At 65.0% G+C, this 17,321-nt stretch carries 14 protein-coding genes; 9 read left to right on the top strand and 5 right to left on the bottom strand.

The window, feature by feature from the left end:
• Positions 1–75: 75 nt before the first annotated feature.
• Entirely contained in the window at positions 76–1,275 is a 1,200-nt protein-coding gene (locus tag P6U24_RS27325; protein WP_407155549.1) for an MFS transporter, read from the top strand.
• On the opposite strand, the gene dgcA is transcribed toward P6U24_RS27325, so the two are convergent.
• Complete coding sequence (gene dgcA / locus P6U24_RS27320) at positions 1,245–2,240, bottom strand: N-acetyl-D-Glu racemase DgcA (protein ID WP_407155548.1); 996 nt, start codon at positions 2,238–2,240, stop codon at positions 1,245–1,247. The two genes, P6U24_RS27325 and dgcA, sit on opposite strands and share 31 nt — an antisense overlap.
• 307 nt (positions 2,241–2,547) lie before the next feature.
• On the opposite strand from dgcA, the gene P6U24_RS27315 reads away from it, so the two are divergent.
• From P6U24_RS27315 to P6U24_RS27305, 3 genes are read left to right on the top strand one after another with little or no spacing between them, the layout of a single operon-like run.
• Positions 2,548–3,681: an MlaE family ABC transporter permease gene (locus P6U24_RS27315; protein WP_407155547.1), complete on the top strand. Its 1,134-nt coding sequence runs from the start codon at positions 2,548–2,550 to the stop codon at positions 3,679–3,681.
• A 2-nt stretch (positions 3,682–3,683) separates the two neighbouring features.
• Complete coding sequence (locus tag P6U24_RS27310) at positions 3,684–4,469, top strand: ABC transporter ATP-binding protein (protein WP_407155546.1); 786 nt, start codon at positions 3,684–3,686, stop codon at positions 4,467–4,469.
• A 21-nt stretch (positions 4,470–4,490) separates the two neighbouring features.
• Entirely contained in the window at positions 4,491–5,366 is an 876-nt protein-coding gene (locus tag P6U24_RS27305; protein ID WP_407155545.1) for an MlaD family protein, read from the top strand.
• Between the two features lie 227 nt (positions 5,367–5,593).
• Here P6U24_RS27305 and P6U24_RS27300 read toward each other — a convergent pair whose 3' ends face one another.
• Positions 5,594–11,299 carry a methyl-accepting chemotaxis protein gene (locus P6U24_RS27300; protein ID WP_407155544.1) on the bottom strand — a complete coding sequence of 1,902 codons (5,706 nt, stop codon included), beginning with the start codon at positions 11,297–11,299 and terminating at the stop codon, positions 5,594–5,596.
• A gap of 369 nt (positions 11,300–11,668) precedes the next feature.
• On the opposite strand from P6U24_RS27300, the gene P6U24_RS27295 reads away from it, so the two are divergent.
• Positions 11,669–12,043, top strand: a complete 375-nt coding sequence (locus tag P6U24_RS27295; RefSeq protein WP_407155543.1) for an Hpt domain-containing protein — start codon at positions 11,669–11,671, stop codon at positions 12,041–12,043.
• Between the two features lie 81 nt (positions 12,044–12,124).
• Positions 12,125–12,445 (top strand): 2Fe-2S iron-sulfur cluster-binding protein, encoded by a 321-nt coding sequence (locus tag P6U24_RS27290; protein WP_407155542.1) that lies wholly within the window; start codon positions 12,125–12,127, stop codon positions 12,443–12,445.
• A gap of 35 nt (positions 12,446–12,480) precedes the next feature.
• Here P6U24_RS27290 and P6U24_RS27285 read toward each other — a convergent pair whose 3' ends face one another.
• Positions 12,481–12,951 (bottom strand): acyl-CoA thioesterase, encoded by a 471-nt coding sequence (locus tag P6U24_RS27285; RefSeq protein WP_407155541.1) that lies wholly within the window; start codon positions 12,949–12,951, stop codon positions 12,481–12,483.
• 179 nt (positions 12,952–13,130) lie between these two features.
• On the opposite strand from P6U24_RS27285, the gene P6U24_RS27280 reads away from it, so the two are divergent.
• The 3 genes from P6U24_RS27280 to P6U24_RS27270 all read left to right on the top strand — a co-directional run bounded on the left by P6U24_RS27280 (position 13,131) and on the right by P6U24_RS27270 (position 15,407).
• Positions 13,131–14,159: an NAD(P)/FAD-dependent oxidoreductase gene (locus tag P6U24_RS27280; protein WP_407155540.1), complete on the top strand. Its 1,029-nt coding sequence runs from the start codon at positions 13,131–13,133 to the stop codon at positions 14,157–14,159.
• Positions 14,160–14,288: 129 nt separating this feature from the next.
• Positions 14,289–14,873: a DUF2147 domain-containing protein gene (locus P6U24_RS27275; RefSeq protein WP_407160607.1), complete on the top strand. Its 585-nt coding sequence runs from the start codon at positions 14,289–14,291 to the stop codon at positions 14,871–14,873.
• Positions 14,874–15,092: 219 nt separating this feature from the next.
• A complete protein-coding gene (locus tag P6U24_RS27270; RefSeq protein ID WP_407160606.1) occupies positions 15,093–15,407 on the top strand; it encodes a hypothetical protein in 315 nt (104 codons plus the stop codon).
• A gap of 139 nt (positions 15,408–15,546) precedes the next feature.
• Here the strand turns inward: P6U24_RS27270 and P6U24_RS27265 are convergent, their stop codons facing one another.
• The gene (locus P6U24_RS27265) at positions 15,547–16,791 is read right to left on the bottom strand and encodes an ABC transporter substrate-binding protein (RefSeq protein WP_407155539.1); all 1,245 of its coding nucleotides are present in this window, start codon (positions 16,789–16,791) and stop codon (positions 15,547–15,549) included.
• Between the two features lie 138 nt (positions 16,792–16,929).
• Entirely contained in the window at positions 16,930–17,319 is a 390-nt protein-coding gene (locus P6U24_RS27260) for a type II toxin-antitoxin system VapC family toxin (RefSeq protein ID WP_407160605.1), read from the bottom strand.
• Positions 17,320–17,321: the final 2 nt, after the last annotated feature.

Raw genomic sequence — 17,321 nt, 5'->3', positions numbered from 1 at the left:
GCAAACTCGGTCGCGCAAATCGCTGCGCGTTGGCATAACGATCACCATGATATTGACCGAATCGCAATTGAATTGATGCCACAAGGCGGACAAATCCCCATTGCATCGGCTGCAACATCCCGCCGATTCGCGCGCCGGCTGGGGCTGTTCTATGGCGCGGTGTTCGTGCTGTCGGGCACCCATTTGCCGTTCTTCCCCGTATGGTTGCGGGCCATCGGCCTTGATGCGTCCTGGATCGGCGTCATTATCGCTGTTCCGGCTGTGACCCGTTTCACCGTGCTGCCCCTTGTCACGGCGTTGGCGGAACGTCGCCATGCGCTGCGCGGCGCGATGCGGCTGTCGGCCTTCGCCACCGGGTTCGGCTTCGCTCTGCTCGGCATTCAGCACTGGCCTGTGCTCGTCTTCCTGATCTATGCGGCGATCTGTTGCCTGTGGACGCCGTTGGTGCCGCTGACCGATGCGTATGCGCTGCGCGGCGCGCTGCATTACGGGCTCGACTACGGGCGCCTGCGGTTGTGGGGATCGGCGGCCTTCATCGTTGGCACACTGTTGTGCGGAGGGCTGGTCGACCTCATCGCGCCCGACAAGCTCATCTGGATCATCGTCTCGGTCGGCCTGCTTGGCGCCGTCGTCAGCCTCGGCCTGCAAGGACTCGAAGGTGCGCCCCGTGCGGCCGCCAGCGCGAAGGATGGTCGCGGTCTGCTGCGCGATCCCTGCTTTGTCTGCATCATCCTGTCGGCGGCGCTGATCCAGGGCAGCCATGCGGCTTTCTATACATTCTCGGCGATCGACTGGCGGGCGCAGGGCCTGACCGGTCTTACCATCGCCGGGCTGTGGACGCTCGGAGTGCTGGCCGAGATCGTGGTGTTCGCGCTGTCGTCGCGCTTCACGCTGGCTCCGGCGCACCTGGTGATGATCGGCGCGGTCGCTGCGGTGCTGCGCTGGCTATTGACGGCGCAGGAGCCGCATGCCGCCGGCCTCATCGCAGTCCAGATCAGCCACGGCTTCACTTTCGGCGTGACCCTGGTCGGCACGATGGGACTGCTGGTGCGCTATGTGCCGGCGCACATGACCGCGCGCGGTCAGGGTTACTACGCAGCGTCGACGGGTGTCATCGGCTCGGCAGCCTCGATGCTGTCAGGGCCCGTCTATGCTCATTACGGGCAGGGCGTCTATTACCTGATGGCGCTGATGGCCATGCTCGGGGGCGCGATGATGTGGCTGGTGCGCACCAGAGTGGCGCTTCATCCCCAGAGCGCAGCGTCGGGCGGATAGACGAGGCTGTCGTCATAGAGCAGGCCGTTGTTCCGATCTTCCGCCAGCAACAATGGCCCGTCGAGATCGACGAATCGCGCCAGCGGGGTCAGCAGCATCGCAGGCGCCATCGATAACGAGGTCGCGACCATGCAGCCGACCATGATGTCGAAGCCGAGCGCGTTCGCGGCGTCGGCCATCGCCAGCGCCTCGGTCAGCCCGCCGGTCTTGTCGAGCTTGATGTTCACAGCATCATAGCGGTCGCGCAGTCCCTCGAGCGAGGCACGGTCGTGCACGCTCTCATCGGCGCAGACGGCAACTGGACGATCGATGCGCGCGAGCGCCTCGTCCCTTCCCGCGGGCAGCGGCTGCTCGACCAGGGTGACGCCGGCCGCGGCGCAGGCGGCGAGATTGGCTTCGAGATCGGCCTCGGTCCAAGCCTCATTGGCATCGACGATGAGCTGAGATTGCGGAGCTGCATTGCGGACCGCCGCGATTCGCGCGGGATCGTCGGCGCCGCCGAGCTTGACCTTGAGCAATGGCCGGTGCGCCACCTTGGCTGCGGCAGCGGCCATCGACTGAGGCGCGCCGAGCGAGATGGTGTAGGCGGTGACGCAAGGCTGTGGCGCGCGCCGCCCGAGCAACTCCCAGATTCGCTTGCCGCTGAGCTTGGCTTCGATATCCAGCATCGCGCAGTCGAGCGCGTTGCGCGCCGCGCCCGGCGGCATCGCCTCCTGAATGCCTTGGCGGTCCAGACCATCGGCGATCGGGATCTGCATCGCCAGCACCGCATCCAGCGTGGCCTCCGGCGTCTCGCCATAGCGCGGATAGGGCACGCATTCGCCGCGGCCCACTACAAATCCCTGCCGCACTTCCGCCACGACCGTGACCGCTTCGGTCTTGGCACCACGGCTGATTGTGAAACTGCCGGCAATAGGCCAGCGCTCGATCTTTCCGATCAGCATTGGAGAATTGAGCGAAGTCATTTAAAAGCCGGACGATTTCTGGGTTCTGGCGGACGGGATACGACCACCTATCACGGACTCGTGTTCCGGTATCAACATTCGCGCCTTGCGCGGACGCTACTTCGGCGAATGTTGGCGGCGAGGGAACACTGGTTAACTCATGCTTGCTAGTGAGAGGCTTGGATTCGGCGTCGGTATACAACCTTCTTCTGACGAAGGGCATGCTAACGTCAACTCGCTGCACGAGCCGAAATTCGACGGGGTGTAATGGGGCGGTGGAACCTTCTAATTTGAGGGGCGACGATCGATCGGCCTGGGGGCGGAATTCGTGAGCGCTGGTCCGACGTTGGAACAGAATGCGCAGGGCAAGGTATTGTCGCTGCGGGCTGGTGGCGCGTGGACCGCGCCGTTTGCGCCGATGCTGGAGAAGCTGGTCGCAGAAGCTGAGAAGCTTGCCGGCGGCAAAGCCGAGGTCGCGATCGATGTCTCCGAGATCGCCAAGCTCGACACGTTCGGCGCCTGGCTGATCGAACGGCTCCGCCGAAGCTTCTCGCAAGGCCCAATTGAAGCCACGATCAACGGGCTCTCCGCCAACTATTCCTCGCTCGTCGACGAGGTTCGCCGTGTTTCAGTGGCGCCGGAGGCCGAGATCGCGACGATCACCATCACTGGCATGCTCGAGCAGATCGGCCGCACTGTGGCCGGCATTTTCGGGACCGTCGCATCGCTGATCGACATGCTGGGCGCGGTGCTGGTCGCGGGTGGGAGGGTGTTCATCCGTCCGCGAAGCTTCCGCCTGACCTCGACGGTGCACCACCTCGAGCAGGTCTGCTGGCGCGCGGTGCCGATCATCGTGCTCATCACCTTCCTGATCGGCTGCATCATCTCGCAACAGGGCATCTTCCATTTCCGCAGGTTCGGCGCCGACATCTTCGTGGTCGACATGCTCGGCGTGCTGGTGCTGCGCGAAATCGGCGTGCTCCTGGTCGCGATCATGATCGCCGGCCGTTCGGGCAGCGCCTATACCGCCGAGCTCGGCTCGATGAAGATGCGCGAGGAGATCGACGCACTGCGCACCATGGGCTTCGATCCGATCGAGGTCTTGATCCTGCCGCGGCTGCTGGCGCTGGTGATCGCACTGCCGATCCTGGCTTTTCTCGGCGATATCGCAGCCCTCTATGGCGGCGGGCTGGTCGCGTGGCTCTATGGCGGGGTCGACCCGGAGGCGTTCCTGCTGCGGCTGCGCGATTCGATCTCGATCAATCATTTCACCGTCGGCCTGATCAAGGCGCCTGTCATGGCCGCGGTGATCGGCATCGTCGCCTGCGTTGAGGGACTGGCGGTGCAGGGCAGTGCCGAGTCGCTCGGCCGCCACACCACATCCTCGGTGGTGAAAGGCATCTTCTTCGTCATTGTGATGGACGGCGTGTTTGCGATCTTCTTTGCGGCGGTCGGGATGTGAGCATGACGCCGCTTGAATTTCCCGACGCCGTCATCCGCGTGCGCGACGTCACCGTGCAGTTCGGCTCTACCCGCGTGCTCGACGGGCTCGATCTCGATGTCAGGCGCGGCGAGATCCTTGGCTTTGTCGGGCCCTCCGGCGCCGGCAAGTCCGTGCTGACCCGGACCATCATCGGACTGGTGCCGAAGGTCTCCGGCCGCATCGAGGTGTTCGATGTCGATCTCGACGCCGCCGATTCGGCTGAGCGCCGCGCGGTCGAGCGGCGCTGGGGCATCCTGTTTCAGCAGGGCGCGCTGTTCTCCTCGCTGACGGTGCGGCAGAACATTCAGTTTCCGGTGCGCGAATATCTCAAGGTCTCGCAGCGGCTGCTCGACGAGATCATGGTCGCCAAGCTCGGAATGGTCGGGTTGCGGCCAGAGGTCGCGGACCGTTTTCCGAGCGAGCTGTCGGGCGGCATGATCAAGCGGGTCGCGCTGGCGCGGGCGCTCGCGCTCGATCCGGAACTGGTGTTCCTGGACGAGCCGACCTCCGGCCTCGATCCGATCGGCGCCGGCGATTTCGACGAGCTGGTGCGGACCTTGCAGCGCACTTTGGGCCTGACGGTTTTCATGGTAACCCACGATCTCGACAGCCTCTACACGGCTTGTGACCGCATCGCCGTTTTGGGGAACGGCAAGATCATCGCGGCAGGATCAATGGCCGATATGCTGGCCTCCGAGCACCCCTGGCTGCGGCAATATTTCCACGGCAAGCGCGCGCGCGCTGTGATGGGACAGGCAAATGCGTAGGCGCCAGCACCGGAGTTTATGATGGAGACGCGGGCGAACTACGTCCTGATCGGGTCGTTCACGCTGGCGGTGATTGCGGCCGCGGTCGGATTCGTCCTCTGGTTCCAGAGCCTGCATACCACCAAGCAGCGCGGGCCGCTGCGCGTGATCTTCGAAGGCCCTGCTGCAGGGCTGCGCAACGGCGGCAGCGTCAATTTCAACGGCATCAGGGTCGGCGAAGTCATCTCGGTGAAGCTCGACAATCCGCGCCGTGTGGTCGCGCTGGCAATGATCGAGAACAGCGCCCCGATCCGCAAGGACACGCTGGTCGGACTCGAATTCCAGGGCCTGACGGGGGTCGCCGCAATTGCCCTGAAGGGCGGCGACGAGGCCGCGCCGCCGGTGCCGCTCGACCAGGATGGCGTGCCGGTGCTGACCGCTGATCCGGCGCGGCTGCAGGACGTTACCGAGGCCATCCGCGGCACGTTGCAGAACATCAACCGTATCGTCGCCGACAACCAGGACGCGGTGCGCAATTCGCTGAAGAATCTCGAGGTCTTCACGCAGTCGCTGGCGCGCAACTCCGAGCGCATCGACAACGTCATGGCCCGGGTCGACGGCGTGATGAGCAAGGCCGATAGCCTGATGCTGGGTCTCAACTCGCTCGCCGGCGGCAAGGATGGCGGCGAACTGATGCTGACGGTGAAGTCGATCCGCGAACTGGCGGAGGATTTCGACAAGCGCTCTGGCGCGCTGATGAGCGACGGCCGCCGTACCCTGGGCGACATCAGCCGCGCGGTGAACAATTTCGATCGCAATCCGACCCGGGTGCTGTTCGGCGCCAGCTCGAGCTCCTCGAGTCCCAGCAACGCGCAGGCGTCGCAGCCGGCCTCCGCGGCTGCAGACAGGCGGCGGTGAGGGGGCGAGTAGCGAATAGGGAGTAGCGAGCAGGGGCGTCAATGAAAGTACCCGGCTCGACCCGACGTACAATTCGCGGAAGCCGAGGAGCTCTGAAAACAAAACGGAGGCCGTAGGGCCTCCGTTTTTCGCTTCGCGACGAGCTATTTCACTACTCGCCGATCACTACTCGCCGATCACTACTCGCTGATCACTACTCGCCACTCCCCACTCCCCATTCGCCCCTCTCACGCCAGCCGTCCGGCGGCGTGGGCGAGCAGGGTGTAGACGAGGCCGGTCTCCGAGGTGAGCTGGTTGCGCAGCGCCTGCGGGTTGCGGTCGTCGCGGGCCACCTCGTCGAGCAGCCGCTCGAACTCGGTGATGTAGCGATCGACAGTCTGCTTGAAGGTGCGGTCGGCGCGGTACTTGCGGGCGACCTCGTCGAACGCCTTCTGCCCGGCGGGCGTATAGAGCCGCTTGGTGAAGGCCTTGGTCTCGCCGCGCTGGTAGCGGTCCCACATCTCGCCGGCCAGACCGCGGTCCATCAGGCGCGCGATGTCGAGCGACAGCGATTCCAGGGGATTGCCGGATTGCGGCACCGGCCCGCGGTTGCGCGACGCCTCGCGTCCCGCAGCGCCGCCATTGTCGGCGCGGCTGAGCAGATCGGACAGCCAAGTGTCGCGTCCTTGATCGGCCGGTGGCCCCATCGGCGGCGCCTCCACGCGGCGGGGCTGCGGCTGCTGCATGCCGAGATCCGGCGGCGGCAGGTTGCTGGCGCTGCCGCTCGGCTCGCGCACGCGCGGCGCCTCCGTGCGTCCGCCGCCCGCGACCGCGATCGGCTCGTCCTGACGCACCTCCTGGCGCACCGTTGCCGGGGTGGCGCGGGTGGGGGCGGCCGCGACGACATCGAGCCCGCGGCCATGTTGCGCCACGATGCGGTTGAGCTCGGCCAATGCCTCGATCTGATCGACGATCACCTTGCGCATCTGCGCGGTGCTCTCGGCGGCTTCCTGCGGCATCTCCAGCACGCCGCGCCTGAGTTCGTTGCGAGTGGCCTCGAGCTCACGCTGCATCTCGCCGGCCATCTGCTTCATGCTTCCCACCAGGGCGGCGAACTTCTCGGCGGACTGCTTGAACATTTCGTCCGATTCCTGCGTGCCCTGCTGGTAGATTTCGTGCAGGGACGCAGCCGTGAGCTTGCGCTCTTCCTCGGCATTGGCGCGGATCGCCTCGAACTGACGGGTGATCGCGGTCGCGCCGGCACCGGCCGTCTCCGCCACCACGCGGGCGATGTCGCGCGCGCGCTCCTCGGCCGCCGCCAGCGACTCGTCGAGCAGGGTGGTGAAGCGCGACAGGCGCTGGTCGAGATCGGCGGTGCGCAGATCGATGGTCGTGATCAGCGATTCCATCATCGTCTTGCGTTCGCCGATCGACGAGGAGGCTTCGCGGTTGCTCTGGTCGATGACCGAGGCCGCCTCGACCAGCGCCCTGCCATGCGCATCGAACTGGCCGGACAGCGCGTTGAGGTTCTCCAGCGCATTCGCGGTCTTGGTATTGAATACGCTGAGCTGGTCTTGCAGCGCCTCGGTGGCGGCGCCGTTGCGCGTGGTGACGTCATTCATTGCGGACACGAAGTCGGCGACGCGGGTCACCAGCGCACGCTCGAGCGAGTTCAGGTTATCGTGGGCGCCGGTCAACACCTCCTGCAGCAGGATGTTTCCCTCACGCAGCCGCTCGAACAATGCGACCGTGTCGGTGCGCAGGATCTTGCTGGTCTCCTGCATCTCGGTCACCGCCGCGACAGACACCTGGCGCGACTGCTCGATCGCGGCCCGCGAGGCCGTCTCCAGCTCCTTCAACGACTTGCTGATGGCGCCGGTCGCGATCTCGCCCGCCGAGGTGATGGTGCGCGCAACGTCCGAGCCGTTGCCGAGCATCGCCTGAGAGAAGGCCTGACCGCGGCTCTCGATCGTTTTCAGCGCATCCGATGTGGCGCGGTCGATCTCGACCGAGAGCTGCTGCGTCCTGGAGCCGAGCGCCTCGACCAGCGTGCCGCGCTTGCCGTCGATGAGCTGGGCCAGCCGCTCGGCCTGCTGCGCCACGTAGGTGACGATCTCGTCGGTCTTGCCGGTCATGGCCGAGCCGAACGAGTTGCCGGCGGCAAGCACCGTGCGCTCGATTTCGGTCGAGCTCGACTTCACCCGGGTCGTGACCTCGTTCGAGGCCGCGACGAGCGCGTTGTGGGCGTTCAGCGCGCTGGTCTGGATGTTGTCGGTGGTGCTCGCGGCGACCTGGTTGATCGAGCGCTCGATCTCTGCGGTGATCGCCTTGAGCTGGCCAGCCGTATCGCTCGAGGTCGTCGTCAGCACGATCTGGGCTTCGCGCGCGCTGTTCATGATCACATCGGCAGTCTCGCCCGACGCGCTGGCTAGAATACCCTGCGCCTCGCGGGCCCGGCCGATGATCGCGGAGGTGGTCTCGCTCGACGTTACGGTCAGCACGCTCTGCGCCTCGCGCACGCTGCCGGCAATCGCCGCCGCGGTCTCGGTGGACGCCGTGGTGAGCGAGGTCTGGGCCTGGCGCGCGCTGTTGAGGATGGCTGCCGCCGCGTCGGCGCCGACGGCCGACAGCGCGCGCTCGACATCGCCCGCCAGCGACTTGACGTGGTTGGCGGTCTCGGATGATGCCGCAATCAGCGTGGTCTGCACATCGCGCGCGCTGCCGACGATGGAGGTCGCCGCATTGGCGCTGACCGCGGAGAGGGCACGCTCGACGTCCGATGCCAGCGACTTGACGTGCTCGGCCGCTTCTGCGGAAGCCGCGGTCAAGGTGCTGTGTGCGTCGCGGGCCCCGTTCACGATCGACGCCGCGGTGTTGGTGCCCGCTGCCGATAGGGTGCGCTCGATATCGGCTGCCAGCGATTTCACGTGGTTCGCCGCTTCCGCCGACGAACTGATCAGCGTGGTCTGCGCCTCGCGGGCGCCGACGGTGATCGCCTCGGCGGTCGCTGTGCTGGCCAGCGAGAGCGAGCGCTGCACGTCGGCGGCGAGTGCCTTGACCTGGGTGGCGGCTTCATTCGATGCGGCCAGCAACGCGCCCTGCGCCTCGCGAGCGCCGGCGGTGATGGTCTGCGCGGTCTCGGTGCCGGCGAGCGACAGCGACTGCTGCATGTCGGTCGCGAGCGCCTTGACGTGGTTGGTGGCTTCGGAAGAGGCGGACACGAGCGTGGTCTGCACCTCGCGCGCGCCGGCCAGGATCGCCGCCGCCGTGGCCGAGCCCGCGGCCGTCAGGGTGCGCTCGATGTCGACCGTGAGCGACTTGATCTGGTGGGCCGTGTCGCCCGATGAGGTGACCAGCGTGGCCTGGGCCTCGCGGGCGCTGGTCACGATCGAATTGGCGGCGCCCTCGCCGGCGGTGGTGAGCGCACGCTCCACCTCGGCGGAGGTCGATTTGAGCTGCGTGCTGACGTCGGTCGTGACCGCCGTGAGCTGGCTCCCGACATCGCTCGACACCGTCAGCAGGGCCTGCTGGGCTGAACGCGCGCCGGTCTGGATGGTCTCGCTGGTGTTGACCACGAGGTTGGTCAGCGCGCGCTCGGCATCCTCGACATGCGAGCGGATGCTGGCGGACAGCAGTTCCGCACGGCTCATCAGGTCTTCGCTGGCTTGGCGCCCGCTGCTTTCGATGCGGCCGGCCGCCGCTTCGACACGCGTGCCGAGCAGGTCCTCGAATTGCGAGACGCGGCGGTCGATATCGGTGGCGATCGAGCCGACCTTGGTGTCGATGCTCTGGTGAATCTCCTGGAAGCGGGCGGTCACGGCGTCCGTGAGCTGCACGCTGGAGCCGTTGATCGTCTCCGAGACGGTGGCGATGCGCTCGTCAATCGCCTCCAGCGCTTCGGCGGTGCCGTTATGGAGCGAGGAGGTGAGGACGGTGAGGCGCGAGTCGATCGATTGGATCGCCTGCGCGGCGCCGTCGGTGAGCGACGAGGTGAGGACGTTGAGGCGCGAATCGATCGACTGGATGACCTGCGCCGCGCCGTCGGTCATCGATGTCGTCAGCGCGCCGAGCCGGCCCTCGATCGTGGCTGTGACCGATTGGGCGCGCGTATCGAAGGTGTCGCCAAGCGTCTTCAGCCGGCCGTCGACGGATTCGTCGAACGACCGCATCTTGTTGTCGAGCGCCGCATCGAGATTGGTGATGCGCGCCTCGATGGTGGTCTCGAACTGGGAGAGGCGCTGATCCATCGTGGCGGTGATCGATCCGCCGTTCACGCTCAGCTTGTCGTCGAAACTGTCGACATAGCTCTTCAGGCTGTCGGCGATCTCCTGCGTGCGCTGGCCCATGCGCTCCACGACCTCGCCGCCGAACGTCTTCACGGTCCGGTCGAATTCGGTGATATGGCGGGTGATCAGCGCGCCGAGCGTCGAGGAGTCGCGGGCGAACCTCTCTACGAGCTCGGTACCCTGATTCCTCACCAGCTCGTCGAAGGCACTCATCTGCAGCGACAGCGCGTCGTGCACTGTTTCAGTCTGGCCCACCACCTTGGAGACGAGGGAGTTGACCGTGGCGTCAAGCGATTCGCTCGCCTTCTCGCCGCTGCTGAGGATGTGGCCGGACAGCTGCTGGCTGGCTTCGTTGATCTTGCTGACGAGATCGCTGCCGCGCAGATCGAGTTCCAGCAGCAGCGAGTCGCCGGAGGCCTTCAGCGAATCGTGCACCTGCTCGGTGCGCACCGAAATGCCGTCGACGATGGCAGCCGCCCGCTGCTCGAACTCGGCCGTGATGCGGTCGATGCGGTCGTTCAGCATCTCGTGGATGCGGTCGGAGAGGTCGGCGAACTCGTCGTGGACGTTGCCGGTCTTGAAGTTCAGGCTGGTGGTCAGCCGCTCGGAGGCGTCGAGCACCGCGCGCGTGGTCTCTGCGCTGGCTTCCTCGAGCCGGTCGAGCAGGTCGCCGCCGCGCTCGCCGAGCGCCAGAATCATGTTGTCGCCGGCATTGCTGAGCGCGGTCGTGATGTGAGCGCCGCGCTCCTCGAGCGCACCGGTGATGCTCTTGGCGACCTCGTCGACGCGCGAGGCGATCGCGTCCGAGATCAGCGCGATGTCGTGGCGCAGATCGATCTGCACGCCGGAAATGGCGCTGCGGACCTGCTCGGCCTGGCCGACCAGGTTGTCGCGCTGATGGGCGATGTCCTGGAGCAGGGCGCGGATGCGCACCTCGTTGTCGCTGTAGGCGCGTTCCAGCGCGGCGACCTCGTTGGCAACAAGCGTTTCGAGCTCGCCCGCGCGCGCAATCGCACGCTCGACGCCGTCGCCCATCGCCGCGACCTCGCGTCGGATCGCCTGGCCGACGGTGACCATCGAATCCGAGGCGGCGCCTTCCGGCTCGGAGAAGCGGATCGCGACCTGCGCCATGGATTGCGCGATCATCCGCAGTTCCTGGCCGCGCCAGGCCAGGCTCGCCAGCACGTAGAACAGCAGCACGGGGGCGATGAACACCGCAGCGAGGCCGGCGAGAATCAGCACGCCGCCGCTCTGGCCGATCGCGCTCTGCAGCGACGGCAGGAAGCCGATGGTGAGCAGGCCACAACCTACGATCCAGACGGCAGCAAACAGCGTGGCCAGCGTGTAGACGCTGCGCGACGGACGACCCTTCTGGATGGCCTGGAGGAGCTGGCCGATGGTCTCGCGGTCGTCATTGGCCGGCCGGCGGGCGATGAGCGGGGGCGGGTCGTTCGCATCGAACGCCGGCCGCTCGGAGGCAGGACCCGCACGCAGGTCGAAATTGTCGAAGGCCGGCGTGCCGGTCGGCATGCTCGGCGGCGCCCCGTCGCTACGCACCGGTCCCTGCGGTCCTTCCGCCCCCGACGCGTCGCTGATGTTCAAAGCCTCCTGAATGGCCGACAGCGCGACTTCAGTCGGGTCTTTGACCTTCTTGGGGGTGTTCGCCATGATGTGTCTGAGCCCTCGTCTCTAATCCGGTGAGCCGCGCACGAGTGCCCCCTCGAAGGCTCGGAACCGGATTCATCCTCCACGGGCATAAGGCCCGGCAATCGCCGGCCAGCCCGCTCCATCCGGGCGTCATCCTATTTGCTGCGCGAGGTGAAAGAAATGGTCGCGATTAAGAGATTCTTAATCATCGTTAACAGCGGCACGGGATAACGCATTACAAATCTTGCAAATTCCCGTTTTTTCCACGATTGGGGCGGTGGTAGGTCCAAAACAAGGCTACCCCACGACAAATTTTAGGTAAGGATGCATTAACTATTGCCGTGCTTGGCTCGGTGAGCGCGACTCGCGCGCACTGATTTGGACCTGTTCATGTCGCTTGACCTGCAATGGATCGACTGGATGCCTTCGCCGCCGCTGGTTCCCGACGACGGACCGATCAGCCTCCACCATCTTCGCAGCATGACGCTTGGCGATCCCGATCTCGAGCGCGAGGTGCTGTCGATGTTCGCGGCCCAGGCGGCGCGGCTGTTTGCCCGCCTCACCACGCTGCCTGAGGATGCTGCGGCGCTCGCGCACACGCTGAAGGGGTCGGCGCAGGCGATCGGCGCAGCCGACGTCGCGGACGCCGCACAGGCTCTGGAGGAGGCGATCCGCAAGGGCAATCCGACCCGCGCGCTGGCCGAGCTTGGCTGCGCCGTCGCCGAGGCGCGGGGCGCGATCGAGGACATGCTCGGACCGTCCTGAACGGCGCGTCCGCTGCACTAGCGCGGAACGGGGCGAGCCGTTATAGGACACCCCGACCCTCCTTTCGCAGTACGAGCACACATGGCCAAGATCAATTTTGTCGACCACACCGGCGAAACCCGCAGCGTGGAGATCGAGAACGGCGCGACCGTGATGGAAGCGGCGATTCGCAATGCCATTCCGGGCATCGAGGCTGAGTGTGGCGGCGCCTGCGCCTGCGCCACCTGCCATGTCTATGTCGACGAAGCCTGGCGCGAGAAGGTTGGCCCGCCCTCGCCGATGGAGGAGGACATGCTCGACTTCGGCTATGACGTACGTCCGAATTCGCGTCTGTCCTGCCAGATCAAGGTCAGCGACGAGCTGGACGGGCTCACCGTCTCTACGCCCGAGCGGCAGGCCTGATCTCGACCCGATCACTCGCACCGGCCTTCCGGCGCTCATGCGAGATCTGGCCGCGTCCCCTTGACGCCGCGCCGCAGCCAGGGCTGAAGGGCGCTGATTAGCTCTGCCGTCAGCGGCGCCGGCTTGCGCGTCTCCTCGTCAATCAGGACCATCACGGCCTGCGCCGAGGCGATGCATCGCCCTTCCGAAAACACCACCTGATCGCAGGTCACCGAGGTGCGGCCGAACCTGGCGACGCCGAGCCCGAGCTCGATCTGTCCCGGCCAGCGCAGCTCCGCGCGGAAGTGCATGTCGAGCCGCACCATGATCCAGGCGAAGCCCGGCAGCATCAGGCCGTATTGCGGATCCTTCATCAGCGTCACGCGCCCTGTCTCGAAATAGGTCGCATAAACAGCGTTATTGACGTGCTGGTTGGGATCGAGATCGCCGAAGCGCACGTTGTCCCTTAGCCGGTAGGGGAAGTCCCGAAGACGTGGCGTCGAAGTGTCGATGGCAGCTGCGTTCACCGATTGATCTCCGTCATTTCATTGTCCTTGCAGCCGTGTCATCGATACAGGCACGGTCCTCGGCCGGCATTTATGCCTTCCCCGAAGGCTTTGTGTTGGCTAGACAGATTGGGCCGCAATCTCCTGTCATCGTATCCTTTCGACGCCCGCCGGGCGCCTCCAACCGATAAAGAAGCGACATGAGCGAAGCGATCAATACCGACGTGCTGATCATCGGCGCTGGCCCCTGCGGACTGTTTGCCGTGTTCGAGCTGGGACTGCTCGACATCAAGGCGCATCTCGTCGACATTCTCGACAAGCCCGGCGGTCAGTGCGCCGAACTCTATCCGGAGAAGCCGATCTACGACATTCCCGGTGTGCCGATGGTCACCGGCCACGGCCTCACCGAAGCGCTCATGGAGCAGATCAAGCCGTTCAATCCGACCTTCCATCTCGGCGAGATGGTGGAGAAGGTGGAGAAGATCGGCAATCCCGGATTCCGCGTCAGCACCGACGCCGGCAAGGTGTTCGAATGCAAGGTGGTGGTGATCGCGGCCGGCGGCGGCTCGTTCCAGCCGAAACGTCCGCCGGTGCCTGGCATCGAAGCCTATGAAGGCAGCTCGGTATTCTATGCCGTGCGCAAGATGGAGCAGTTTCGCGATAAGAACCTCGTGATCGTCGGCGGCGGCGACTCGGCGCTCGACTGGACGCTCAATCTGCATCCGATCGCGAGGCGCGTCACGCTGGTGCATCGTCGCGACGATTTCCGCGCCGCGCCTCACAGTGTCGAGCAGATGCGCGCCTTGGTGAGTTCGGGCCAGATGGATCTGCGCATCGGCCAGATCACCGGTCTTGCGGGCAGCGACGGCCGGCTGTCGTCGGCTACCATCAAGGGCAACGACAACGCAGTCGAGACGATCGACTGTGATATGATGTTGCCGTTCTTCGGCCTCACCATGAAGCTCGGTCCGGTGGCGGAGTGGGGGATTGCGCTGGAGAACAACCTCGTTCCGGTCGAGACCTCGGCGTTCGAGACCTCCGTGCCCGGCATCTTCGCGATCGGCGACATCAATACCTATCCGGGCAAGATCAAGCTGATCCTGTGCGGCTTTCACGAAGGCGCGCTGATGGCGCAGAAGGCGCATCGCTACGTTTATCCGGAGAAGCGGCTGGTGTTCCAGTACACCACCTCGTCCTCGAGCCTGCAGAAGAAACTCGGCGTCAGCTAAGTGGATTGTGTCCGTATGTTTCAGCCGGCGGCCTCTTGAGAGGCTCGCGGCGCGGTGCACTGGAATGGTCCTCGAAATGGCCTTAGTCTGCGGCAATGCGATTGGTTGATTAGTCAAGGTGACATGATGATGCTCGATGCGTTTTCCAGGCTGCGGCCGATGCCGCGCGCGCTCAAGCTTGCCGCAGCTGCGCTCGTGCTCGCGAGCGCGCTTGCCGTGCGTCCGGCCTCGGCGGAGGAGCCCTCCGCGGCCGGCCTGTGGCAGAAGATCGAGGACGGCAGGCCCGTGCTGTACGTGCTCGTGGTCGATCATAATGGCGTTTACGAAGGCGTGATGGCGAAGCTGTTTCCGAAGCCGGGTGATCCGCCGAATCCGACCTGTGCGAAATGCACCGACGACCGCAAGAATGCGCCGTGGCTCGGCATTTCCTTCATCCGCGACATGAAACGGGACGGCCTGAAATACGAGGATGGCAACGTGCTCGATCCTCGCAACGGTAAAATCTACAGCGCCAAGATGACTGTCAGCCCGGACGGACAGGAACTGACCCTGCGCGGCTATATTGGCTTCTCGCTCCTCGGCAAGGACGAGACCTGGAACCGGCTGCCCGACAGCGCGCTCGCCCAGATCGACCCGGCTGTTGTCGCGAAATATCTGCCTGCGCAGGCTGCCGCTGCCAAAGCCGGCGCACCGACCATGGGCAAGAAGAAGTGACGGGACGCTTCCCCGTGTGATGGTCGGGGGTGACCGCACCTTATCTCGCTCGCAATTCCGAGCCGGATGCATTGTGCCCAACGGGTAGTTCCGTCGCCTCCCAGTTGTTTATTCCGAGGTCATTCATCATTGCCTCGCGCCGCGTAATATTTCGCGTCGCCGGGAACGATTGTGTCGCGAGCCTATTTCTCACGACACGATCATACCGGAGGAAATGTTATGAGGACTTTCGCAATCACCTTGGCGGCCGCTGCAAGTGCGCTGGTTGTGAGCGCTGCATCCGCTGCCCCGCTGTCTCCCGTGGTTCCTTCCGCGCCGGAGAGCAATATTCAAAACGTTCGCCTGGTCTGCAATGAATACGGGCGTTGCTGGCGCGAACGGAGCGAGCGTCGCGTCATTATCCGCGAAGGCCGCAATGCCTACGACTATGCTCCTCGCGAGCGGTATTACGAGCGCCGCGGCTATCGAGACCGTGGCGGCGTCGAGTTCGACGCGCCCGGCGTGAGCGTCGGCATCGGCGCTGATCGCTACTAAGAAGAGGTCCGATGCAGGGAGCCGCGAAAATCCGCGGCTCTTTGCAGGGCGTCCAGGCGGGAGCGCCCGGATCTTGCGTGCGTCGCGAAGGGTGGGCGGATGACACTTCGGCAATCCGCCCTTCGTGTCCGCGCCCCCGTTACTGCGACAGCTTCACGAAGTCCGGGAACTTCAGCTTGCCTTCGGCGATGGCCTTCGGCCAAACCGTGACCTGCTTGCCGTCCTGCCACTGGAAGACGAGGCCGGTGATAAAGCCGGGGCCGGACTTCACCCCGTGCGTGAACTCGTCATCCCTGCCATAGAACTGGATGCGGCCAATGGTGCCTTCGTAGTTCGTCTTCTCCATCGCCGCGACCATCTTGTCAGGATCGGTTGAGCCCGCGCGTTGGATTGCTTCCGCGATGATGTAAACGTCGTCATAGGCGGTGTAGCCGGTATAGGCTGGCGGCGTGCCGAACTTGGCCTTGAAGGCCTGCGCAAACGGCTTCGTCTTCGGTGTCACCGCGACATCGGGAGTCGCGACTGCAAGCGATGGCACGCCGTCGGCGGCGCCGTTGGTGTCATTCCAGAAGGTCGGGCTCAGTGCCTGCGCGCTGATGCCGAACATCGGGATCGGCACCTGCTGGTTCTTCCACTGCACGGTCGGCTGCACGCCGACATGGGAGATTCCGGTCACGATCGCGTTCGGCCGCTTGCTCTCGATATTGTTGAAGATCGGCGTGAAGTCGGTGGTATCGGGCGAGAAGCGGATATGCTCGACGACGCTCATCCCGGCCTTCGGCAAACAGGACTCGTAGCCGACGTCGAGCGGCTTGGTCCATGCCGCATCCTCGCTCATGATCGCGACGCTCTTGAGCTTGAGGTTGTCGACCAGGAGATCCTTGGCGGCGTCGCAGACAAGCTGGGCTTGCGCCGCCGAGGTCAAATAGCCGTGGAAAGTATATTTGTTCTTCTCATAATCATTGTGGATCGCCTTCGTGATCTCGTTCGACGCTGCGCCCGGAGTGATCAACGGCATCTTCAGCCGCGCCGCCCAGGGCTCCAGCGCCAGCACCACCTCGCTGATGTAGCTCGCGATGACAGCGGAGACCTTGTCCTCGCTCACGGCACGCTGGAAGGCGCGCACCGAATCCGCAGACGAGCTCTTGTTGTCGTAGGTGACGATCTCGATCCTGCGGCCCAGAACGCCGCCCTTGGCATTGATCTCGTCGGCGGCGATCTGCGCGCCGCCCGGCGTTGCCGCGCCCGCGATCGACTGGACCTCGGCGATCACGCCGATCTTGATCGGATCGCCCGATTGCGCGGCGGCCGGCTGGAAAAGTGAGATTGCAGCCGTCGTGGCCAAGAGGGCGAGCGGCACCGCGCTGGCATTGAACCGAAACATCCGTTTTCTCCCTGGACGATTTTTTCGTTGGCTCGCGTCCGGCGGTCGAGCGCCGGCGCGCCCAAAGTCTACGCTGCGGCAATATGGCTTGGGAAGCACATCCGGGAAAGGCGACGCGCAGCGACTGCCGCGCTGCACTCACGTCAGCCAGTTTTCAACGCTGAGGCCGCGAACGCGTTTGAACTCGCGATCGTTTGCGGTCACGATCGTAGCTCCCATTGCGCAAGCGTGTGCAGCAATCAGGAGATCGTTGCCGCCGATTGGTTTGCCCGTCGCTTCGAGTGCAGTACGTACCGCGCCGTAGTGATCATCAGCCGGTGCATCGAAGGGAAGAACGGTGATCTCGCCGAGCAGATCCGCCACCGCGAGGCGAAGACGAGGGGAGCCACTTTTGATGCAGCCATAGCGAAGTTCGGCGGCGACGATCACGCTTGTGCAGATATTCTGCTCGCCGACCCTGAGGATGTGCTCAATCACCTTTCCTTGCGGATTTCTGATCAGATCCGAGATGATGTTGGTATCGAGCATGA

The organism is Bradyrhizobium sp. STM 3557, assembly GCF_045571465.1.
GTDB lineage: Bacteria > Pseudomonadota > Alphaproteobacteria > Rhizobiales > Xanthobacteraceae > Bradyrhizobium.
The sequence above is the reverse complement of the archived record's forward strand: the minus strand, read 5'-3'. Positions and strand labels throughout refer to the sequence as shown.